General features: G+C 38.6%; 22 protein-coding genes and 1 pseudogene. 11 read left to right on the top strand and 12 right to left on the bottom strand.

From position 1 onward, the window contains the following. Positions 1 to 21: 21 nt before the first annotated feature. The 4 genes and pseudogenes from J582_RS10450 to J582_RS25875 form a co-directional block, all read right to left on the bottom strand. Positions 22 to 648 carry a phosphatase PAP2 family protein gene (locus J582_RS10450; protein ID WP_002051172.1) on the bottom strand — a complete coding sequence of 209 codons (627 nt, stop codon included), beginning with the start codon at positions 646 to 648 and terminating at the stop codon, positions 22 to 24. Positions 649 to 832: 184 nt separating this feature from the next. After that, positions 833 to 2893 carry a site-specific recombinase gene (locus tag J582_RS10445; protein ID WP_004885469.1) on the bottom strand — a complete coding sequence of 687 codons (2061 nt, stop codon included), beginning with the start codon at positions 2891 to 2893 and terminating at the stop codon, positions 833 to 835. A 14-nt stretch (positions 2894 to 2907) separates the two neighbouring features. Then, positions 2908 to 3885 carry an All-trans-nonaprenyl-diphosphate synthase gene (gene sdsA / locus J582_RS10440; RefSeq protein WP_002051259.1) on the bottom strand — a complete coding sequence of 326 codons (978 nt, stop codon included), beginning with the start codon at positions 3883 to 3885 and terminating at the stop codon, positions 2908 to 2910. A gap of 46 nt (positions 3886 to 3931) precedes the next feature. Continuing rightward, a pseudogene (locus tag J582_RS25875) lies at positions 3932 to 4231 on the bottom strand (hypothetical protein). Between the two features lie 96 nt (positions 4232 to 4327). Between J582_RS25875 and rplU the strand changes: the two are divergent. The 7 genes from rplU to J582_RS10405 all read left to right on the top strand — a co-directional run bounded on the left by rplU (position 4328) and on the right by J582_RS10405 (position 10153). After that, positions 4328 to 4639: a 50S ribosomal protein L21 gene (rplU, locus tag J582_RS10435; RefSeq protein WP_000271409.1), complete on the top strand. Its 312-nt coding sequence runs from the start codon at positions 4328 to 4330 to the stop codon at positions 4637 to 4639. An 18-nt stretch (positions 4640 to 4657) separates the two neighbouring features. Further along, positions 4658 to 4915 carry a 50S ribosomal protein L27 gene (gene rpmA, locus J582_RS10430; protein WP_000201632.1) on the top strand — a complete coding sequence of 86 codons (258 nt, stop codon included), beginning with the start codon at positions 4658 to 4660 and terminating at the stop codon, positions 4913 to 4915. Between the two features lie 240 nt (positions 4916 to 5155). Then, positions 5156 to 5851: an outer membrane lipoprotein chaperone LolA gene (gene lolA, locus J582_RS10425; RefSeq protein ID WP_002051355.1), complete on the top strand. Its 696-nt coding sequence runs from the start codon at positions 5156 to 5158 to the stop codon at positions 5849 to 5851. Between the two features lie 132 nt (positions 5852 to 5983). Continuing rightward, complete coding sequence (locus J582_RS10420; protein ID WP_031981725.1) at positions 5984 to 6772, top strand: RsiV family protein; 789 nt, start codon at positions 5984 to 5986, stop codon at positions 6770 to 6772. A gap of 118 nt (positions 6773 to 6890) precedes the next feature. Then, positions 6891 to 8162, top strand: a complete 1272-nt coding sequence (serS, locus tag J582_RS10415; protein ID WP_004712237.1) for a serine--tRNA ligase — start codon at positions 6891 to 6893, stop codon at positions 8160 to 8162. 67 nt (positions 8163 to 8229) lie between these two features. After that, positions 8230 to 9603 carry a siroheme synthase CysG gene (gene cysG, locus J582_RS10410; protein WP_031981726.1) on the top strand — a complete coding sequence of 458 codons (1374 nt, stop codon included), beginning with the start codon at positions 8230 to 8232 and terminating at the stop codon, positions 9601 to 9603. Between the two features lie 76 nt (positions 9604 to 9679). Continuing rightward, positions 9680 to 10153, top strand: a complete 474-nt coding sequence (locus tag J582_RS10405) for a tRNA (cytidine(34)-2'-O)-methyltransferase (protein ID WP_002051239.1) — start codon at positions 9680 to 9682, stop codon at positions 10151 to 10153. Between the two features lie 58 nt (positions 10154 to 10211). Here the strand turns inward: J582_RS10405 and J582_RS10400 are convergent, their stop codons facing one another. Continuing rightward, entirely contained in the window at positions 10212 to 10592 is a 381-nt protein-coding gene (locus J582_RS10400) for a winged helix-turn-helix transcriptional regulator (protein ID WP_016803845.1), read from the bottom strand. A gap of 115 nt (positions 10593 to 10707) precedes the next feature. On the opposite strand from J582_RS10400, the gene J582_RS10395 reads away from it, so the two are divergent. Further along, positions 10708 to 11268 (top strand): flavodoxin family protein, encoded by a 561-nt coding sequence (locus J582_RS10395; protein ID WP_002051305.1) that lies wholly within the window; start codon positions 10708 to 10710, stop codon positions 11266 to 11268. A gap of 37 nt (positions 11269 to 11305) precedes the next feature. Here J582_RS10395 and J582_RS10390 read toward each other — a convergent pair whose 3' ends face one another. The 6 genes from J582_RS10390 to rpoD form a co-directional block, all read right to left on the bottom strand. Next, positions 11306 to 12691, bottom strand: coding sequence for an APC family permease (locus J582_RS10390; RefSeq protein WP_081404822.1), 1386 nt, complete (start codon positions 12689 to 12691; stop codon positions 11306 to 11308). A gap of 264 nt (positions 12692 to 12955) precedes the next feature. Then, complete coding sequence (locus J582_RS10385) at positions 12956 to 14140, bottom strand: iron-containing alcohol dehydrogenase (RefSeq protein ID WP_031981729.1); 1185 nt, start codon at positions 14138 to 14140, stop codon at positions 12956 to 12958. Position 14141: 1 nt separating this feature from the next. Further along, positions 14142 to 14675: a hypothetical protein gene (locus J582_RS10380; protein ID WP_002051257.1), complete on the bottom strand. Its 534-nt coding sequence runs from the start codon at positions 14673 to 14675 to the stop codon at positions 14142 to 14144. Between the two features lie 80 nt (positions 14676 to 14755). Then, positions 14756 to 15409, bottom strand: coding sequence for a lipoyl(octanoyl) transferase LipB (gene lipB, locus J582_RS10375; protein WP_022575744.1), 654 nt, complete (start codon positions 15407 to 15409; stop codon positions 14756 to 14758). A gap of 183 nt (positions 15410 to 15592) precedes the next feature. After that, on the bottom strand, positions 15593 to 15880 hold the full coding sequence (locus J582_RS10370) for a YbeD family protein (RefSeq protein ID WP_002051390.1): 288 nt from the start codon (positions 15878 to 15880) through the stop codon (positions 15593 to 15595). 97 nt (positions 15881 to 15977) lie between these two features. Then, positions 15978 to 17864: an RNA polymerase sigma factor RpoD gene (gene rpoD / locus J582_RS10365; protein ID WP_004712253.1), complete on the bottom strand. Its 1887-nt coding sequence runs from the start codon at positions 17862 to 17864 to the stop codon at positions 15978 to 15980. A gap of 358 nt (positions 17865 to 18222) precedes the next feature. On the opposite strand from rpoD, the gene J582_RS10360 reads away from it, so the two are divergent. Both J582_RS10360 and J582_RS10355 read left to right on the top strand, forming a co-directional pair. Then, a complete protein-coding gene (locus J582_RS10360; RefSeq protein ID WP_000099358.1) occupies positions 18223 to 18429 on the top strand; it encodes a PA3496 family putative envelope integrity protein in 207 nt (68 codons plus the stop codon). 73 nt (positions 18430 to 18502) lie between these two features. Beyond that, positions 18503 to 19027 (top strand): YecA family protein, encoded by a 525-nt coding sequence (locus J582_RS10355; RefSeq protein WP_001274941.1) that lies wholly within the window; start codon positions 18503 to 18505, stop codon positions 19025 to 19027. A 122-nt stretch (positions 19028 to 19149) separates the two neighbouring features. Here the strand turns inward: J582_RS10355 and J582_RS10350 are convergent, their stop codons facing one another. Beyond that, entirely contained in the window at positions 19150 to 20082 is a 933-nt protein-coding gene (locus J582_RS10350; RefSeq protein WP_031981732.1) for a rhodanese-related sulfurtransferase, read from the bottom strand. Between the two features lie 111 nt (positions 20083 to 20193). Here J582_RS10350 and J582_RS10345 point away from each other — a divergent pair. After that, positions 20194 to 20541 (top strand): DUF1289 domain-containing protein (locus J582_RS10345; protein ID WP_032047830.1); only part of this gene is annotated, 348 nt, incomplete at its 3' end.

The following is a 20541-nucleotide window of genomic DNA, read 5'->3' as shown; positions in this document are numbered from 1 at the left end:
TCCACCTCGTTTAGATAAAATCTAAAAATATATTTGTTTTCTACTTAACCTACTTTGTGTTTGTAATAACCAGAGCCAAAGCAGTGCAATCCAAATAAAACCAATGCCCCAACCAGCGAGTACGTCTGTTGGGAAATGAACTCCTGCATATATTCTTGAAAGCCCCATACACACAAACCAAAGACAGGAGATCAAAACAATATAAGGAGAGTTAATGTTGTGCTTACGGCATAACATAATCATTGCCAGACAAGCTAGTGTTGATGCATAAACACTATGTGCACTTGGGAACGATGCACCATAACTTTCAACAATATGATATGCCTCAGGAGGTCTAGGCCGGTTAACACACCATTTGAGCAGCCAACCAATGGTGATACTGCCAAAAACTCCCAAGCTAATGAAAATAACAGTAATATATTTTTTATACCATGCTAAATATACACATATTAGAAAGGATAAAAAACATACAAAAGGCATGCCGCCTATGCGTGCAAGAAAGGTGGTTATAGTATTAAGATAATCTAAACGATGGTGACTCAATGTTTGAACGGTGAGCAAGTCCAAAGATTGAAGACTTGGCACAAATAGACCAAGAATACCTAATCCTAAAAAAACGCAACCAATACAAAGCAATAGATAGGGCATATACACACCTTTGCTTATTCATGTAGTTTTGTACTACTGAACGCCGTTGAAAGTGTACTTGCCAGTACACTTTTTTTCAAGCCTGATAGATCATCGTAAATTCATTTTGAAATTTTTTTAACATTTGGAAAAACAATCACAACAAAATTGACGGATATCACATTTTGTGTACAAAGCAAAACAGTTAGTGTTCTGCTTTTTTTCCACTATTGGCTTGGGCATTTTCTTCTAATTCTAAAGGCTGTTTTGGAGGCCAGAAGAAGTCGCTCGGACGTGTAAGAAAATGGGTCATGACCAGTTTAGCCAAAGGTTTCCATTGTTCAAAGCGAACTCGGCGTGCGCGTAGAGCCACAATAATCGTTAAAGTGAAACTCACAAATAAGTTCGTGAGACCGATACACAGTACGCCTAAAAACGAAACAATAATCAAGCCAATATCTGGACTACCGTTTATAGTCATTAAACCTTGAATAAAGTTTGCTGATGCAAAGGCAATATGTCGAATATCTAGAGGTAAACCTAAAATAAAACCTATTGTTCCCATACTTCCTAGCATGACACCAAATAGAAAGTTACCCGCAAGTGCACCTAAATTACGTTCAATATATTCTGCAAAACGATTAAGACGTTCTTGTCCAAATAAATTGCGTAGTCGGCGATGAGCTTTTAAACGCGGCCCTACTTTTCGGTAAACTGCCATGTTATCGAAGTATCCAGCAATCAGGCCTGATAAAAACAAGCAGACTCCCGCAATTGCTGCGTGAGGAACAGCTAATGACGTAAAAGGATTTAAACTATGTAATAAATAGGTTGCTTTGGTATGGGTTAATAAGGGCTCATCAAGATAGAACTGCCAAGCAAAGGTAATGAGGGCAGCGGTAGGAATCGCAATCGAGATATTCCCCAAAATAGCAATAAACTGAGTTCGAATAATATTGATAATAAGCGCTGCTAATTCTGCAATTTGTGCAGTTTTAGAACCTTTACGTTGCTGTACAGTCGCAGCGAGTGCAGCAGCAGTCATTGCTGGCTGTTTTGTTGCAACGGTAAAGTGCAATACGTGAATCAGAATAAAGCCAAGTGAATAGTTCATACTGAACGTAAAGGCTTGCATGAGTGGCGCCATCGTCATTCGTGCAGCAAGAATCTTTAATGTTGCCATACAGGCAATAATGACACCTGCACCGGCAGCGGCTTTGTACATTCCCCAAAAGCCTTTAGTGTCTGTACTTACATAGTGCTCACCGGTACGGCTCGCATTTTCTGTGACTTGAAAGGCAATAAGCTCACTAGTCGTGCTAAGTAAAGAACGGACGCTTTTTTCACTATAATGAGCTTTAGTTAAGTCCGAAATTAAGTTTCCTAAAGAAACGTAACGTCCTTCGCTGTTATCAACAACCAAATAGAGCAATAATTCAATTCGGTCTAAACATTGTTCAAGTAAAGACAATAGATATGTCAAACTTAAACTCACACCAATTCTTTTTGTGGCTCGACGTATCTTTAAAACGACATCCCGACATTGTTCCAACATTACAAATGCTTGAGATGCATCTGGAGGTACAGTTACCACAGTGTCATCTTGAGAAATATCTTGTTTTTTATATTTTTCGATAAACTCAATAATTTCACGGTTCTGTACTAAAAACGGCGACTCATATTCAGTTAGCTCAGGCTGAGCATTAATAAATTCAGGATAAAGCCCAATACCACTAATACGATAAGATAGAACCGTAATAGCCTTGATCATTTCTCGCTGAATGGCATGTTTTTCTTCAACATTACTATTACTTTGCCCAATTAGACCGAATAAGGTTGCCCAATCCTTGTCATCAACATTGTTTAACCAGACTGAATCACTTTCTAAATAGAAAATTTTTCCAATCAAAATTTTGAGTTGGCTTGCATCTTCAATAAGCGGTAGAAAATGGCCGCCAAGTCTTTGCCCAAGCTGGTTCCAGAAACCATCTAAAGACAAAATACCGCTATCGGCATATAAGCTTACTTGCTTATATTGATTAATTAAACGTAATAAAAAGGTTTGTAAAAGAGCAGGAGCGGTAGGAGTAAGTAATAAGCTGTCAATAAATGCTTGTATTTTTTGCTCTATCTCATCCGTATCGTGAGGATCGGATGGCCGTAAGGCATTGACTAAGTCAATGAGGATATTTTCGTCGATAACAGCTTGAGGGTTTTCAAGCTGTTTCTGGATTTTTAAAAAATGATCTGAAAAATTTATATGCATAGGCAAAATAATATCTACTGTATTCGATGTAATGCAAGCCGAGTGAGGTTAATCAATGCTTGGCGATAAGGTGTATCAGGCAAGATTGATAAGGCTTGCAGTGCTGCTTCTGTTTCTTCTTGGGCACGGCGCTGGCAATAATCTAAAGCACCAGACTTTTGCACAATTTCAATTACTCTGGTTAATTGGTCAACCCCACCTGTCGCAATACTACGACGAATAATAGCGTGCTCTTCACCAGTTGAATGTGCTAATGCTGAAATTAACGGTAAAGTCGGTTTACCTTCCATTAAATCATCACCAATATTTTTACCTAATGTTTCAGCATCTGAAGTGTAGTCTAAAATATCATCAATAATTTGGAATGCATTTCCAAAATGACCTGCAAATAATCTTAAAGGTTCACGGTAAGCTTCTTGCCCAGCCAAAATGGCAGCACCTTCAGTTGCAAGTTCAAATAAACGAGAAGTTTTCCCGTGAATAATTTTTAAATATGTTTCTTCGGTTGTATCCGGTTGATGCTGAGATTGAAGCTGTAATACTTCACCTTCAGCGATTTCACATGTACCTGTTGAGAAATCTTTTAATAAGGTCATGTTGTTTAAATCAACCAATAGGTCAAAAGCGCGAGCAATAAGGAAGTCACCCACTAACACGGCAGTTTGGTTGTTCCAAGTTGCGTTGGCAGTAGGACGACCACGGCGAAGCCCCGATTCATCGACCACATCATCATGCACTAAAGTTGCGGTATGAAGCATTTCAATAATGGCAGCCAGACGCTGTGCATTTTGCATGTTGTCCAGACCACAAGCTCGTGCTGCAAGTAAGCACATGATTGGGCGCATACGTTTGCCGCCAGCTTCAACGACATGTTTACTCACTGACATGACCAAGCCGACTTTTGAGCTAATTCCTTCATTAATCAAGTGATCCATCGCAGCAAAGTCTGTAGCAACAGGAGCGAGAATGTCTTGCTTAAAATCGATGACCATATGAAGAAAAACCCCGTATTGGTGATAAGTGGCGTTAGTGTATCAATTAAAAGTGCATTAAACAGGGAAACAAGCAATTGATATGAATCATTTGTATGTTCATGAAGAGTTCTTTGTTCTTTATTTCGGCAAAACGGTGTGTTTCCGACAAAACAATAAATTTTAATAACGTCAACATGAATACAGCTTGTTCTTGTTGCAAGTTGTGTTTGGAACTGTATTTTAAATTTCATTCAGAATCAATGAAAAGTACTAAATTCGAATTTAAGCTGTTTTTATTATGTAAGAATAGCGGTCTCTATTGCCCAGATAAAGATAAAGCACTTGTCGTTTGATCAAATTTCACTTAAAATCTATCGCCTTGTATAACCCCAGTGGCGTTCGTTTTAAGATCGATATATCCCTTTATCGGCACGACGACACGGGCTGATTGGAGTACGTTATGTACGCAGTAATCCAAAGCGGTGGTAAACAGCACCGTGTAGTTGAGGGTGAAACCCTTAAAGTTGAATTATTGAAGGCTGAATCTGGCGCAACTATTACATTTGATGATGTATTAATGGTTGTAAACGGTGACAACATTCAAATCGGTGCTCCAGTTGTAGCTGGCGCTAAAGTAACTGCAGAAGTGATTGGTCATGGTCGTCACGACAAAATCCGCATTATCAAAATGCGTCGTCGTAAACACTACCGTAAGCAACAAGGTCACCGTCAATGGTTCACTGAGTTGAAAATTACTGGTATTTCAGGCTAATCACGAGGAGTAAGAGACATGGCAACTAAAAAAGCCGGTGGATCGACGAAGAACGGTCGTGATTCAAACCCAAAAATGTTAGGTGTTAAAGTTTACGGTGGTCAAACTGTAACTGCTGGTAACATCATCGTTCGTCAACGTGGTACAGAATTCCACGCTGGTGCAAATGTTGGTATGGGCCGTGACCATACTTTATTTGCTACTGCTGACGGCGTAGTAAAATTCGAAGTGAAAGGTCAATTTGGCCGTCGCTACGTAAAAGTTGAAACTGTTTAAGTTTTAGCTTAAGAAAAAGCCCACATTTTGTGGGCTTTTTTTATGGAATTTCATTAATTTTATCTTCATCATGATGAATGAAATTCTACAAACTATATGAACAACATAACAAAATATCTTATTTTCTCAATGATTAGCACAGAGTTTGTCGGTTAATATGAGTCTTGAATGAAGAGCTTGTTTGGCTGAGTTAAATTAAAAGCGAACAAGTTATCTTACAGCAACTAAAAAGGTGATGACATGAATATGCTTCGTAAAACCATGTGTGCTATTACACTCAGCGCCTCAGTGCTTGCTCCTGTAATGAGTACTACAGCGTTTGCTGCACCAGTAGCAGCACCGGAGCAACAGGCAATTGGGAACCTGGTAAATCAGTTATCAGGATTACAGCGTTTAACTGCTGATTTTGAACAAACAACCAAAGCAAATACAAAAGCTGTAGCACAGAAAAAAGGTTTAGGTGCTCAGCATATGAACCAGACATTTAAAGGTTCAATGAAAGTTGAACGTCCGGGGAAATTTTATTGGGAAACTGTGAGCCCGTCTAAACAAACTATTGTGACAAGTGGTAAAACAGTATGGATTTATGACCCCGATTTACAGCAAGCTGTACGTCAAAGCTTAGATTCGCAAGTAGCCGATACTCCAGCTTTATTGCTCTCTGGTAATACTAGTCAAATCATGAAGTCTTACCGAGTGACTCAGCCAGATAAATCTAAATTATATTTCACTTTATTCCCGAAAAAAGAAGATGGAGCTTTCCAAAGCTTAACTATTAGTTTTGGTGCCAACAAAGCACCTACGTTAATGGTATTACAAGATTCTTTAGGTCAAACCACTTACGTGAAATTTAATAATGTAAAAGTGAATGCCTCAATTCCAGCTTCAACTTTTAATTTTACACCACCAAAAGGCACAGATATTATTGATCAATAATTATTGTGCTTCGTTAAGAAAGCCACCTAAAAGGGTGGCTTTCTTTTTATATATCAATCCTAGATACATTTTTTAACCCCGTCTTATTCCTACGCTTTGTATAGTGATAAAACAGATTACACGGGGATTAACATGCGACTTTACGATAAGAAAATTATTTTCATTCTTCCTATGGTGGCTGCCATGGCGGCAGTAAGTGGTTGTCAGCCAAAATCTGCAGCTAAAGATGAGCAACCTGCATCTAGTGCTTCAGTAAAAGAACAAAAACAAGCAGAAGTTCCAGTGATTCAGGCAAAAGTAATTCCAGTCAAATTACCAAAATCTAAAGTTTGTCTTGAAGATGGCTGTACTGAATATGATTTTCAGACAGTACAAACCAACCAAAAATGGATTAATGATTATTTTACGAACCGTATAAAAAAAGCAGACCCGAATGCTTTTGCAAACTTGGCTGATAAACCTGTCGAGGTACCAGAAGGGGAGCCGAGCTCAAGTCAAAGTGCAATTTATGTCCGTTATTTGGGACAAAATTATAATCTTGCAACCTTTGCCTTACAGACATACTCATACTCTGCGGGTGCAGCACATGGCATGTCTCATCAAGAATTTGTAAATTTTGATTTATTAAATAAAAAACACATTACTGTTGCGGAACTCCTTAAGCCAGATGTTGAAAAGCAACTCGTTGATGCACTTTTTGATGCGAATACGAACTGGCTTCAAGACCACAATATTAGCCGTGAAAAACTGCAACTAAGTGATAATTACTATTATGGTGCCAATGGGATCGTTTTTGTCTATCCTGTCTATGAGTTAGCTTCTTATGCAGAAGGAATGACTGAATTAACACTGCCATATTCTGAGGCAGCTAAGTTCATTAAACCTGAGTATTTCCCGAGTGTGCCAAACTACAACATGTAAAATATGAGGTCTCTTCTTAGAATTGTGTGAAAGCTATTCGATATGAAGATGATCACTATATTTTTTAGTGTTAAGGGCTTACACTATAGCCAGTTTTTTACCCATATTATGATTAATTATGATCGACCCTAAGTTACTCAGAAATAATATTGAAGTCGTTAATGCAGCTTTGGCAAAACGTGGTGTTCAGTTAGACGTTCAAGAATGGGCGTCTTTAGAGACTCGCCGTAAAGACTTGCAATCAAAAACTGAAAAGTTACAGGCAGAGCGAAATGCCGGTGCTAAACAAGTGGGTCAGATTAAAAAATCCGGTGGCGATGCTTCTGAAATCATGGCACGCATGCAGGCGATTGGTGATGAGATTAAAGCAGCTGAAGTTGCTTTATCAGAACTACAAAATGAGATTGAGCAAAAAGCACTTAGCATTCCAAACTTACCGGATGAATCTGTGCCAGCTGGTAAGGATGAGAGTGATAACGTTGAAATCTCAAAATGGGGTACACCTCGTCAGTTCGATTTTGAAATCAAAGATCATACTGATTTAGGCGAGTGGATGGGTGGACTAGAGTTTGAAACTGCGACCAAACTCACTGGTTCACGTTTCAGCGTATTGAAGGGGCCTTTAGCGCGTCTACAACGTGCTTTAACTCAGTTTATGCTTGATACCCATACTCTAAAGAATGGTTACACAGAAGCTTATGTACCGTATTTGGTTAATGCTGACTCACTTCGTGGGACAGGACAATTACCAAAATTTGAAGAAGATTTATTTAAACTTCAAGGCGAAAAAGAATACTACCTTATTCCTACAGCTGAAGTTCCTGTCACAAACTTTGTTCGTGATGAAATCATTGACGCAGACCGTTTACCATTAAAATATGCAGCGCATACACCATGTTTCCGTAGTGAAGCTGGTTCTTATGGCCGTGATACACGTGGTTTAATCCGTCAGCACCAATTTGATAAAGTTGAAATGGTGCAAATCGTTAAACCAGAAACGTCTATGCAGGCCCTTGAAGAACTTACTGCACATGCTGAGGGCATTTTGCAGGCACTTGGTTTGCCATACCGCAAAATTTTGCTCTGTGGTGGTGATATGGGCTTTGGTGCGATGAAAACTTACGATCTAGAAGTATGGGTTCCAAGCCAAAATACATATCGTGAGATTTCAAGCTGCTCTAATATGGGTGATTTCCAAGCGCGTCGTATGAAAGCACGCTTCCGTATGGATCAGAAGAAGACTGAATTAGTGCATACGCTAAATGGTTCAGGTCTTGCAGTAGGACGTACTTTGCTTGCAGTAATGGAAAATTACCAACGTGAAGACGGCTCAATCGAGATTCCAGAAGTATTACGCCCATATATGGGTGGTGCAACTTTTATTGACTAAACTTTGCATCTAAATTGTGCACGTTTTTTGCTTAAACATAATCAGATGATTGATGTAGAGGTTTAAGGTGGATATTTTTCCAATCTCTTTGAAGTTGCAGCAGCAACGTTGTCTGATTGTGGGCGGAGGGCATATTGCTTTACGCAAGGCAACCTTATTAGCTAAGGCGGGGGCAATAATAGATATTGTTGCTCCTGAAATTGAAGAGCAGCTTTTGCAATTAGTAACAGCAACAAGCGGTCAGCATTTTGTTGAAGTTTTCTCTGAAAAGTTTTTAAGTCCACCATATCGACTCGTTATTGCCGCGACCAATGATCCGCAAGTCAATAAAACAGTCTTCGAACAATGCGAAGTACGTAATTTACTCGTAAACAGTGTTGACGATATTCCACATTGCCGCTTTATGGTTCCTGCGATTATTGACCGTTCACCTTTAGTGATTTCGGTTGCTTCAAATGGGACGTCTCCTGTTTTATCTCGTCAAATCCGTACACAGTTAGAGACATCCATTCCGCATGGAATGGGGAAGTTAGCGGAATTTTCTGGAAAATGGCGAAATCAGGTTAAAGAAAAAATTTCTAATCCTGATGAACGCCGTATTTTTTGGGAAAACTTGTATGCAAGTCCCTTAAAAGAGCAGGTTTTTAACGATAATCGTGATGTTGCAGATAGCATGCTTGAACAAGCATTGCTGGAGTGGAAAGCACCTAAAGGTGAAGTTTATTTGGTGGGTGCAGGTCCAGGTGATCCTGAACTGCTTACCTTAAAAGCTTTGCGTTTAATGCAACAAGCTGATGTAGTTATTTATGATCGTTTGGTATCTCAACCCATTTTAGAATTATGCCGTCGAGACTCGACAAAAATATATGTTGGTAAAGCTCGCTCAAATCATTCTGTTCCTCAAGACGGGATCAATGCTTTACTCGTTGAATATGCTCAACAAGGAAAGCGTGTTTGTCGTTTAAAAGGCGGTGATCCGTTTATTTTTGGGCGTGGTGGCGAAGAGATCCAAGAATTGTTCCAAGCTGGTGTACCATTTCAGGTGGTTCCGGGCATTACGGCAGCGTCAGGCTGTTCAGCTTATGCTGGTATTCCGCTCACTCATCGTGACTATGCTCAGAGTGTACGTTTTCTAACTGGTCATTTAAAAGAAGGTTCTCCTGAGCTTCCTTGGAATGAGCTGGTATATGAGAACCAGACTTTAGTTCTTTATATGGGTTTGGTGGGCTTGGAACGTATTTGTGAGCAACTGATTGCACACGGACAGCGTCCAGATATGCCAGTCGCATTAATTTCAAAGGGTACAACCCCTGAACAAAAGGTTGTGGTGGGGTCACTTGCTGATATTGCATCTAAAGTGACAGAACATCAAATTCATGCGCCGACTCTCACAATTATTGGTGAGGTCGTACGTTTGCGCGAACAGTTACAGTGGAATTAGTAGGCCAATTACTATCTACAAAAGAGATGTAATTATTGCCTAAGCTAACCAACAAGTAATTTAAGTGAGTAATTAAGTGATTCATGTTGTTCTATACGAGCCTGAAATCCCTGCAAACACAGGGAATATTATTCGACTATGCGCGAATACAGGGGCTCAATTGCATTTGGTTAAGCCTTTAGGTTTTGAGCTTGATGATAAAAAGCTTAAACGTGCGGGGCTTGATTATCATGAATGGGCAAGAATGCAGATTTGGGACAATATTGAAGCATGCCTCGCAGACTTAAAGTCAAAAGGTGTTGAGCATGTCTTTCCTCTAACGACGAAGGGTTCTGCAACTCCGCATACAGTTGATTTAAACCGACCTGTGGCTTTACTGATGGGGCCAGAAACACGCGGCTTGCCTGAGCATGTTCGCTTGATGTTCCCTCAAGAGCAGTGGATTCGGTTACCCATGGCTGAAAACTCTAGAAGTTTGAATTTGTCTAATGCAACTGCAGTGATTGTTTACGAAGCATGGCGTCAGCAAGGTTTTAAAAATTTAGGTTAGTTTCCTAAATACAAAAAATGAGGCCCTAGGTGGCCTTATTTTTTGATCTAATTTTAATTTAAGCTTGTTCTAGTATTTTTTCGTCATACATAATTTGTGCTGCTAAAACTTGCTCAATGTTTGTTTCAGCCCATTCTTTTAATTGGAATGCCATTGATGCGACATTCTGACCCAATGGTGTAAGTGAGTAGTCTACACGAATGGGTGAAGTGTCTTGAATTTTACGTTCGATAAAACCATCTCTTTCTAGCATTTTTAATTTTTGTGACAAGACTTTAGGAGAAATGCCCTGAATATTCTTTTTGAGTAAATTGAAATGCTGAGTTTCTTCCTCAAGAATATTTAAGATGAGTAAAACCCACTTATCTGCAATTTTTTCAAAAAATAAACGAGCAGGGCAATGTTGTTGAAAAATATTGTATTTTAGACATTCATTCATACCATTTACCTACTTATTTCTAAAAAAATATACTAGTTACCAATTGGTAACTAATTGACACCTAGTTTCTAAAATATATCATAAAACAGAATTTAATAAAACACAGGTTTCTCCCATGTCTAATTCTAATATTGCGGTTGTATATTTCTCTGGTTATGGCCACACGAAAGTAGTTGCTGAAACTTTTGCTAATGAAATTAATGCTCAACTTATCCAGATTGATCAGGAAGGTAATATTACTGAGCAAGATTGGGAAACATTAAACAATGCAAAAGGTATTGTTTTCGGTGCTCCGACTTACATGGGTACAGCTCCATGGCAGTTTAAAAAATTTGCTGATGCAACTTCAAAAGTTTGGTTTACACGTGGTTGGGAAGATAAAGTATTTGCAGGCTTTACCAACAGTGCAAGTCTAAATGGTGATAAGCAAGTTACGCTTATCCAATTACAAACTTTAGCATCACAACACGGTGGTATTTGGGTGAGCTTGGGTCTGTTACCAGCAAATACTAAAAATGCAAAACGTGAAGATGTTAATAACCTAGGTGGTTCAGTAGGTTTACTTGTTCAGTCGCCATCAGACGCAAGTGTAGATGAGATTCCAACAGGGGATTTGGAAACAGCAAAACTTTATGCAAAACGCGTACAAGGTATTGTAAATAAAATATTTGGATAATAAGTCCATAAAAAAGGCGCTTTAAGCGCCTTTTTTATTATTCATGCTCGTTGTGTTGAGGAGCATTGTATTTAAAGCCTTTGGTTTTGTAAGCAAGATAACCTACACCAACCACTGCCCAAGCCAAGCCGATTTGTAAAGCAAGCTTGTCGATCTCCAACCACATTAGGAACACGCTGGCAAAGCCAAGCGTTGGTACGATAATGTAATTAATAATATCTTTAATAGATTTGTTTTTACCATCTCTAAGCGCATAACGCGAAATTACTGAGAAATTCACAAAACTAAAAGCAGTTAAGGCCCCGAAACTAATTAAGTTAACAATATGTTCAAGGTCTAAAAAGCCAGCAGACAATGCAACTACACCAACGATAAGAATGTTGTAAGTTGGTGTATGTAGTCTTGGGCTAATATGACCAAATAACTTTTTATTGATAACCCCATCACGACCCATTACATACATTAAGCGAGATACGCCAGCGTGTGCTGAAATACCCGATGCCATAACTGCAACTACAGCAAAATATAAAACTAACGTTTTAAAGGCAATACTGCCAATTGCTGCAACCATCACAGGTTGTGATTCATCTAAAGGCTTAAAATAAGTATTTGGGTTACTTGGAAAATATAACTGGATAAAGTAAGTACTTATAATAAAGATGACACCAGCAAGTAATGCTGTTGAGAAAATCGCTTTTGGAAGCGTTCTTTCAGCATCCTTTGTTTCTTCGGCAAGTGAAGATAAAGCATCAAAACCTGTAAAAGAAAAACACAGTACTGTTGCACCACCAATCAAAGCACTAATAGAAGTCATATCATTCCAAAAAGGAGTGAGTGACCATAGTTCAGCTTTATCTGGATTCAGCGTGCCATCAGCATATACCCCTTGAGTAAGCAAGGTATATACTTGATAAACAAAGTAAAAGATAACACCAAGTTGAATAACTACAATTGTACTGTTAAAACGAGCAACGAAACGTGCGCCAAATAAGTTAATCACAGTCATTAATGCAGTTAAGCCAATAACCCATAACCAATTATTTACTTCCGGAAACAATGCTCTTAAATAAATATCGGCCAAAATGATATTGACGAGTGGTGAAAGTAAATAGTCTAGCCAAGATGACCAACCCACCATAAAACCAACATTAGGGTGAATTGACTTTTGGGCGTAGGTATATGCCGATCCTGAAGAAGGATAGCGTTTGATCATGTGTCCATAACTGATCGACGTCAATAAAATTGCAACTAACGCAAAAATATAAGAAGTAGGTACATGACCACCACTTCGTTCTGATACTAAACCAAAAGTATCAAATAAAGTTAATGGCTGAATATAAGCTAAACCAATAATAATGATGTGCCATAGCACAAGATTCTTTTGAAGTTTAGCTGTTGGTTTAGTCCCAGATAAGTTTGTCAACGGCGTTATCCTCATAATCGTTGATCAAGGATCAGCTTGGTGTTAAGGATCGTTTGAGACGAACGATCCCCCCTACATAAAAGATAAAGTGCGCCAATCTATCCTAAATTGATGCAAATTGTCAGTACTTTCGTGGATTTTTTAGCAAATTTTTTGCCATATTTCCAAAGAAAATGATGAATAAAAATTCATAGATATAAAAAAGGTCTGATTTATCATAAAAATCAGACCCTTAGATTTTTCTTTAGATAGCTAAAACTTAAATTACCAAGCTTTTTGTAAGATCTCGCGTATATCTTTTAAGCTTGCTTCTTTAGGGTTGTAAATAATAGAGCCATCATTTAGTGCTTTTTCTGCAACTTCATCAAGTTGTGCTTCAGTAACCTTATCAGTTTCGCGCAAGGTACGTGGTAACTTGGTTAAGCTAAATAAGCGATCACGCATTGCTAAAATAGTTGTAATTGCTCTATCTGCACGTTGGGTTGCTGGAGTTTGCGCATAGATATCTGCACCAGCTAGAGGTAATAGTAATTCACCAATTTTCTGACCATTGACTTGTTTGTTGTATTCAAGCACATAAGGTAAGAATAGGTTCATACATAAACCGTGGGGCAGGTGAGCAACTGCACCTAATGCATGTCCTAATGAGTGCACAAGGCCTACCATCGAGTTAGAAAATGCAATACCTGCCATTGTAGAAGCTTGTGCGAGTTCTAAACGGCCTTGTGAGTCATTTGGATTTTCTAAAACATTAAATAAATTTTCACTAATCTTTTTGATACCCGCACTTGCATAGGCATCACTGAGTGGATTAGCAGCCATACAAGTATACGCTTCCACACAGTGTGTTAACGCATCCATACCAGTCATTGCCGTCAAGTGAGGTGGCAAAGTTAATGTCATACGTGGATCTAAGATTGCAGCATGTGGCATTAAATAATATGAGGCAAATGCCAATTTCACATTCTTTTGTGTGTCAGAAACCACAGCAACCATAGTCACTTCTGAACCTGTACCTGATGTGGTTGGAATCACAAAAAATGGCTTTAATGGTTTTGGTAAGTTATGTGCACCAGAATATTGAAGAAGGTCATTTCCACCTTCAGAGACTAAAATATTGGTTGCTTTAGAGGTATCAATAACAGAGCCACCACCAACAGCAATAATCGCGTCACACTTATTTGTACGATAAGCTTCTGCTGCAAGACGAACCACTTCAAGACTTGAGTCTGGTGGAACATCATCAAAAACATGGCCAATGACAGCATCAGTCGTGCTAAATGCAGCTTCAATAGGGTTGAGTAAGCCATTCGCGCGAACGCCTTTATCGGTAATGATAAGCGGACGCTTTGCCCCTAAAGTCGCGAGTTCAAACGGAATATGTTCTAAAGCAGCATTACCGGCAATGACTTTTACAGGACAAAAGAATTCGTAATATGGTTTAGCCATGCTATGCGCTCCGCTTGAAGTAAGACTTAGCTACTTTTAAATAAATATTTGCAGCTTCGTTGAATTTTTCTTTTAGGGTGAGTTCGGTTGGGTATTCTTTAACTGCGAGTGAAGCTACCAATTTCGGTAAAATGAGAGATTCCATTTTGTTTAGGCAGCGTACTAGACGAATTGCTGCGGATACATCACCATCGGCAATCATTCGATCGTTTGCAAATGCTTGAGCAGTGCTTTCCTGAAATGAGAAAACCAAAAATGCATGAGTTACATGCTTAAATGTAATGGTTAAATCAGGTTTTTTTTCCGCTCTTTTTAGCAGCTCTAATTGTTTGTTCTCTGTCACTCGGGCAAAAAATGCTGGTCCATTTGGGAAGACATTCATTGAAAGTACAAAGTGAACAGGAAATTTGGACACTTCCTCTTGTATTTCACTATCTACTTGACTCGCCATGACTAAGCCACGACCAACAACATCCATCATGAGCTTAACGTAGGCAAGTTGCAGAGTGGGCTTTACAGCTTTTGTCGAAATCACTTGCTATCCCTTCTTAAAATTATGCAAAAGCAAATTTAGAGTAATTACTCTAATCTATTTTTATTCCATCTCAAAATCATTTATTCAATTTTGACTTCAGGGTCATTAAAGTACCCAGAAGCCTTAATATACTCAATAAAGTCCTGACAAAGTTGCTCAAATGATGGATATGGAGTCACTAAATCTTGTATGCGAACCATTTCTAAACCTGCATAACCACATGGATTAATGGTTTGAAACCCATTTAATTCGCAGTCCAAGTTTAGGGCTAAACCGTGATAACTACGACCACGACGAATTTTGAAACCTAAGGAACCAATTTTTCTATCATTTACATATACGCCTGGAGCATCAGGTTTTGCATATGCTTCAATATTATATTTCTTTAAAACATCAATCATAAATTGTTCAGCAAAACTAACCAATGTACGCACATTCCACTTTAGCCGATTAAGATCAAACATAAAGTAAGCCACCAGTTGACCAGGTCCATGCCATGTCACTTGTCCACCACGATCAGTTTGAACTACAGGAATATTGGATGGAATTAGAATATGTTCTGGTTTTCCAGCTTGACCTTGAGTTAATACTTCGTGATGCTGGAGCAACCATAGCTCGTCGGGTGTGTTTTCATCACGTTGATTGGTCAGGTTCTTCATCAATTCGAATTTGCTTTGATAATCTTGTAAATCGTTCCACTGACGAATAATCAAAGTGGGTTTATCAAGGCTCATTAAACATTTTCCTGTGCGATGTACTAAACAGAAGGGCAGTCTCTCAACTTTGAGTTATGAGAGTATGCTCTTGATGAGTTTAAAGTATTTTGCTTAAACGGTTCTAAATATTTATCGTTATTTATAATAAGATTGATATAAATAAAAATGCCACGACATTAAAGTTGTCATGGCATCTTAAAATTAAAGTGCAGTTCTTATTTGCGGACAAGCAGCCAAGTCTGCATATAAAGCATGAACTTGTTCCAATTCATCAAAACGTAATTGTGCGGTTAATGAATGGTATTTGCCTGTACGAGATTCTTGTACTTTTAACGTTGATTGGTCAAAGTCAGGAAAATGTTTTACTAGAATATCAACTACAGCTATACGTAATTCTTCACCCGCATCGCCAATGAGTTTAATTGGATAGTCCATTGGAAATACCCAAAGGTCTTCACGGAGTTCGCGAGATGGAGTGCGGTCTAACATAAGTAACCTCATCATGTGAAACGCCTGCATCATCGCAGGCGTTTGTAGCTCTTTCTATTAAATGGGGACTAGTATCGAAATTTCAAGATTTCAGAACTTAGTCATTCTCTAAGAAAGAACGCAAGTGTTCAGAACGAGAAGGGTGACGTAATTTACGTAATGCTTTCGCCTCGATTTGACGAATACGTTCACGTGTTACATCAAACTGTTTACCAACTTCTTCTAAAGTATGATCGGTTGGCATATCAATACCAAAACGCATTTTCAATACTTTAGCTTCACGTTCAGTTAAGTTTTCTAGAACTTCACGAGTTGCTTCTTTTAAGCCTTCTGAAGTCGCAGCATCAATTGGAGAAGTGATGTTCTGGTCTTCAATAAAGTCCCCAAGATGCGAATCTTCATCATCACCGATTGGAGTTTCCATTGAAATTGGTTCTTTAGCAATTTTAAGAACCTTACGAACTTTGACTTCGTCCATTTCTAAACGTTCGCCCAACTCTTCTGGAGTAGGTTCACGGCCCATTTCCTGTAATAACTGACGAGAGACACGGTTAATCTTGTTAATCGTTTCAATCATATGTACAGGAATACGAATTGTACGTGCTTGGTCTGCAATAGAACGGGTAATTGCCTGACGAATCCACCAAGTTGCATAAGTCGAGAATTTATAACCACGACGGTATTCAAACTTGTCTACGGCTTTCATCAAACCAATGTTCCCTTCTTGAATCAAGTCAAGGAACTGTAAACCACGGTTGGTGTATTTTTTCGCAATCGAAATTACCAAACGAAGGTTAGCTTCTACCATTTCTTTTTTCGCACGACGTGCTTTAGCTTCACCAATCGCCATACGTTTAGAAATATCTTTAATTTCAGCAACGCTTAAATTAAGTTCTTTCTCAATATCTGCAATCTTTTGCTGGAATGCTAAGACATCTGGACGAACTTTTTCTAAATGAGCTTTGATTTCTGCAGGAGCTTTAGCAATTTGTTCATCTAACCAAGCTGGATTAGATTCTTGTTTAGGGAAAGATGTACGGAATTGAGTACGATCCATACGGCCACGACGCACTGCATAACGCATAATTTCACGTTCGTTGGCACGGATTTGCTCGTGAGTTCCGCGAATCATTTCTGAAATGATGTCAAATAAACGTGGAGTAAATTTAAACATCATGAATACAGTTGCTAAAGACTCAAGAGCTTCATTTGCTTCAGGGCTATTACGGCCATGTTTTTCAATCACAGCTTTAGTTTGAGCCCATGCAGCTTCTAACTCAGCAAAACGAACTTTTGCAACTTCAGGGTCTGGGCCTGAATCGCCTTCAGAGTCATCATCACCTTCAGACTCTTCTTCTTCATCGTCATCATCAAGCTTAACTTCTTTCGTTGACTTTGTAGATGATTCGTCTTCTTCCTCAAGCTCTTCAACTTCTTCTAAAACTTCAGGAATATCTTCATCAGTTTCAGGATCGAGGTAGCCAGATAAAATATCGGCAAGACGGCGTTCGCCAGTTAAAAAATCATTATATTCTTTTAATACAACTTCAACAGCATTTGGCCAGTAAGCGATTGAGTTCAGGACATCACGAATCCCTTCTTCAATACGTTTGGCAATGCTGATTTCACCTTCACGGGTTAATAGTTCTACTGTACCCATTTCACGCATGTACATACGTACAGGGTCTGTCGTACGTCCAGGCTCATTTTCAACAGATGCAAGTACGGCAGCAGCTTCTTCTTCAGCAACTTCATCAGTTGCGTCAGCTGACTCGCCGAACATGGTATCGTCAGATTCAGGTGCACGCTCGTGTACAGGAATACCAACGTCTTGAAGCATCTGGATGATGTCTTCAATCTGTTCGCTTTCAGTAATCGAGTCCGGCAGATGATCGTTAACCTCAGCGTAAGTTAAGTAACCTTGTTCTTTGCCTCGGCTAATCAGAGCCGCTACTTGAGAAGTAGGGGAATGCATATCGCTCATCTTTGCTTACTCTTTGTTGAATCTGTGGCAGTGAAAAACCGTGCATGATAGCACAATTTGCTTGAAATGTTTCGGCTTTGATCGGTGACCGTTAAATAAAAAATATCTTTGAATTCACGACTATTTTTTGAATATTGGGCTAAAATCATTTTTTTCAAGTTTAAATCATAGAAAAATTTGTAGAAATCTTCGATTATCAAAAGACTGTGCTGTTTTATAAATACACAATTTTTTGGGCGAAAAAAAGTACAAATGAGCAATTAAATGAAAAAAATATAAATAAAACTTGACAAGGAAAAGTAAGACAGATAAATAGCGGCTAGACCCATTCACATTTTTTCATTATGAGGTAGTTTTAGTGTCTTCTACAGATTTTGAACTAGATGATAACTACGGCGATGATGATGATGTCGGTTTTGATGAGTCATCAGGCAAAATCAGTGCAAAAGAATCGTTGGAAAAACGTAGATTAATTGATGATCTATTGGCACAGCGCCGTTTAGAGCGTGAGTTAAAAGATTTCGATTATGATTTAGACGATGATGATCTTGATGATGAAGACTAATCAAAACTAAATAGGGCATCGTCGGCTTAAGTGCTATGCTATCGTCAATTTCTTTTTAAAGTCAGGTAACACAATGAGTGCATTAGATTTAGACCAGTTAAGTGAATATCTAGATGGAGACCACAATGAGTATGGTTTAGACTTTGCTGCAACTCATGGTTTTTTGTGTGCAATTGCAGTAGGCCCTCAGTTTGACCGCTGGTTAGATGAATTATTCGAAGGTAACCAGAAAAAGGTTCCGGCAGAAATTATTCAGCAAATCAAGGTTTGGCTAGAGTCGATTCGTCAAGATTTAGCAAATGAAAATGGGATTGAATTTCCATTTGAAGTTGAAGAAGCTGATGTTGAATCAAGCCTAGGCGATTGGAGTGTAGGGTTTGTTGATGCAATGTTCTTAAATGAAGAAGCATGGTTTGCTCCTGAGTATGAAGAACAATTGGTTGATTTGACTTTACCGATCATGGTTTTTAGTGGAATTGATGAAGAAGATCCACAAATGGAGTCTTTCCGACGCAATGGACAGTTAATGGATGAACTGGCAGAAGAAATTCCAGATAATTTGAATGAATTATATTTGATGTACCATACTCCAAATTAATTTATTAGAAGAAATAATAAATAACGTCCTTTCTAGGGCGTTTTTTATTATTAGCACTTATTTAGTAGAAACAAAAAAAGGCATTTAGAAAACTAAATGCCTTTTGAAGTTACTTTTTAATTTTATAGGCGTTTACGCTTAGCAGCAGCAATTTGTGACTGGCGCATACGGAAACCAGCTTTTTGTTTCTCTGTCGTTTTATCGATGCAATATACGCAAGAAACACCATGTTCATAGCTTGGTAGCGCTGATTCTTCAGGAGTTAAAGGCCAGCCACAAGCATGACATTTAATGTTTGCGCCTTCTTCGACTCCATGAGTTACCGCAGTACGTCCGTCAAATACGAAACATTCACCTTCCCAAAGACTTTCATCAGCTGGTGTTTCTTCTAAATATTTGAGAATACCGCCTTTTAGGTGATAAACCTCTTTAAATCCTTCTTGAAGAAGTAAAGAAGTTGATTTTTCACAACGAATACCACCAGTACAGAACATCGCAATTTTTTTGTCTTTATGTTGTTCTAATTCTTTTTTTACGTACTCAGGAAATTCGCGGAATGTTTCTGTTTTAGGGTCAATTGCACCTTTGAAAGTGCCGGCTTTGTATTCATAGTCATTACGTGTGTCGATTAAGATGACATCATCGCGTGCAATAAGCTCATTCCATTCTTTAGGATCAAGATAGTGACCAACTAAATCACGAGGTTTTACTTCTACACCTAAAGTCACAATTTCTTTTTTAAGCTTAATTTTCATTTTACGGAAAGGTTTGTCAGAGCTATGGGATTCTTTGTATTCCATAGCATTGAAGCCTTCATTTAATAAAAATTGATGAATAGTATCAATTGCCTCACGGTCTCCTGCAACCGTACCATTAATTCCTTCACCTGCTACAATCAGAGTTCCGCAAAGGTTAATTGTTTTCACTAAGTCTAAAAGACGTAGTTGAAGATCGGCCGGATCTTGAACTTCTTTAAATTGATATAGTGCTGCAACAACCCAACCTGCGGTCGCTTGCTGTTCTACAGGTGCAAGCTGTTCTACAGTAGCGTTCATGGAATACTCCAAATGTATTAAGATAGAAATTTAAGGCGCGTATTTTAGCGCGAAAATTTGTAATAAGCGAGAAAACCATAAAAAGTATATGGTTTATTTAAGGAGTTTGTTTTGAGTAATGATCATCGAACGCTCTCTCTCACCCCATGTGCAGGGCGTTGTTCAACAGTTTTTGGTGATCAAGTATGTCGTGGTTGTCGCCGTTTTAACCATGAAGTAATTCAATGGAATACTTATACAGTAGAGCAGCGTTTAGCTGTCTGGAAGCGCTTAGATGATCAATTAGACCAAATTTTGGTGCCTATGTTGCCACAGGCAAATATCCAGCATGTGGAAGGGTTTATATTAAGTAAGCGTGTTCGGTTAATGGAAGGGGCGAGTAAAGGCCGTAAACTCTATCATGCCTTAAAAATATGTGAAAAAAATAAGCATCTTGCATCTGAAAGTGGTTTGGGTATT

The sequence above is a fragment of the Acinetobacter sp. 1566109 genome (assembly GCF_000582255.1).
Classification (GTDB): Bacteria; Pseudomonadota; Gammaproteobacteria; order Pseudomonadales; family Moraxellaceae; genus Acinetobacter; species Acinetobacter nosocomialis.
The sequence above is the reverse complement of the archived record's forward strand: the minus strand, read 5'-3'. Positions and strand labels throughout refer to the sequence as shown.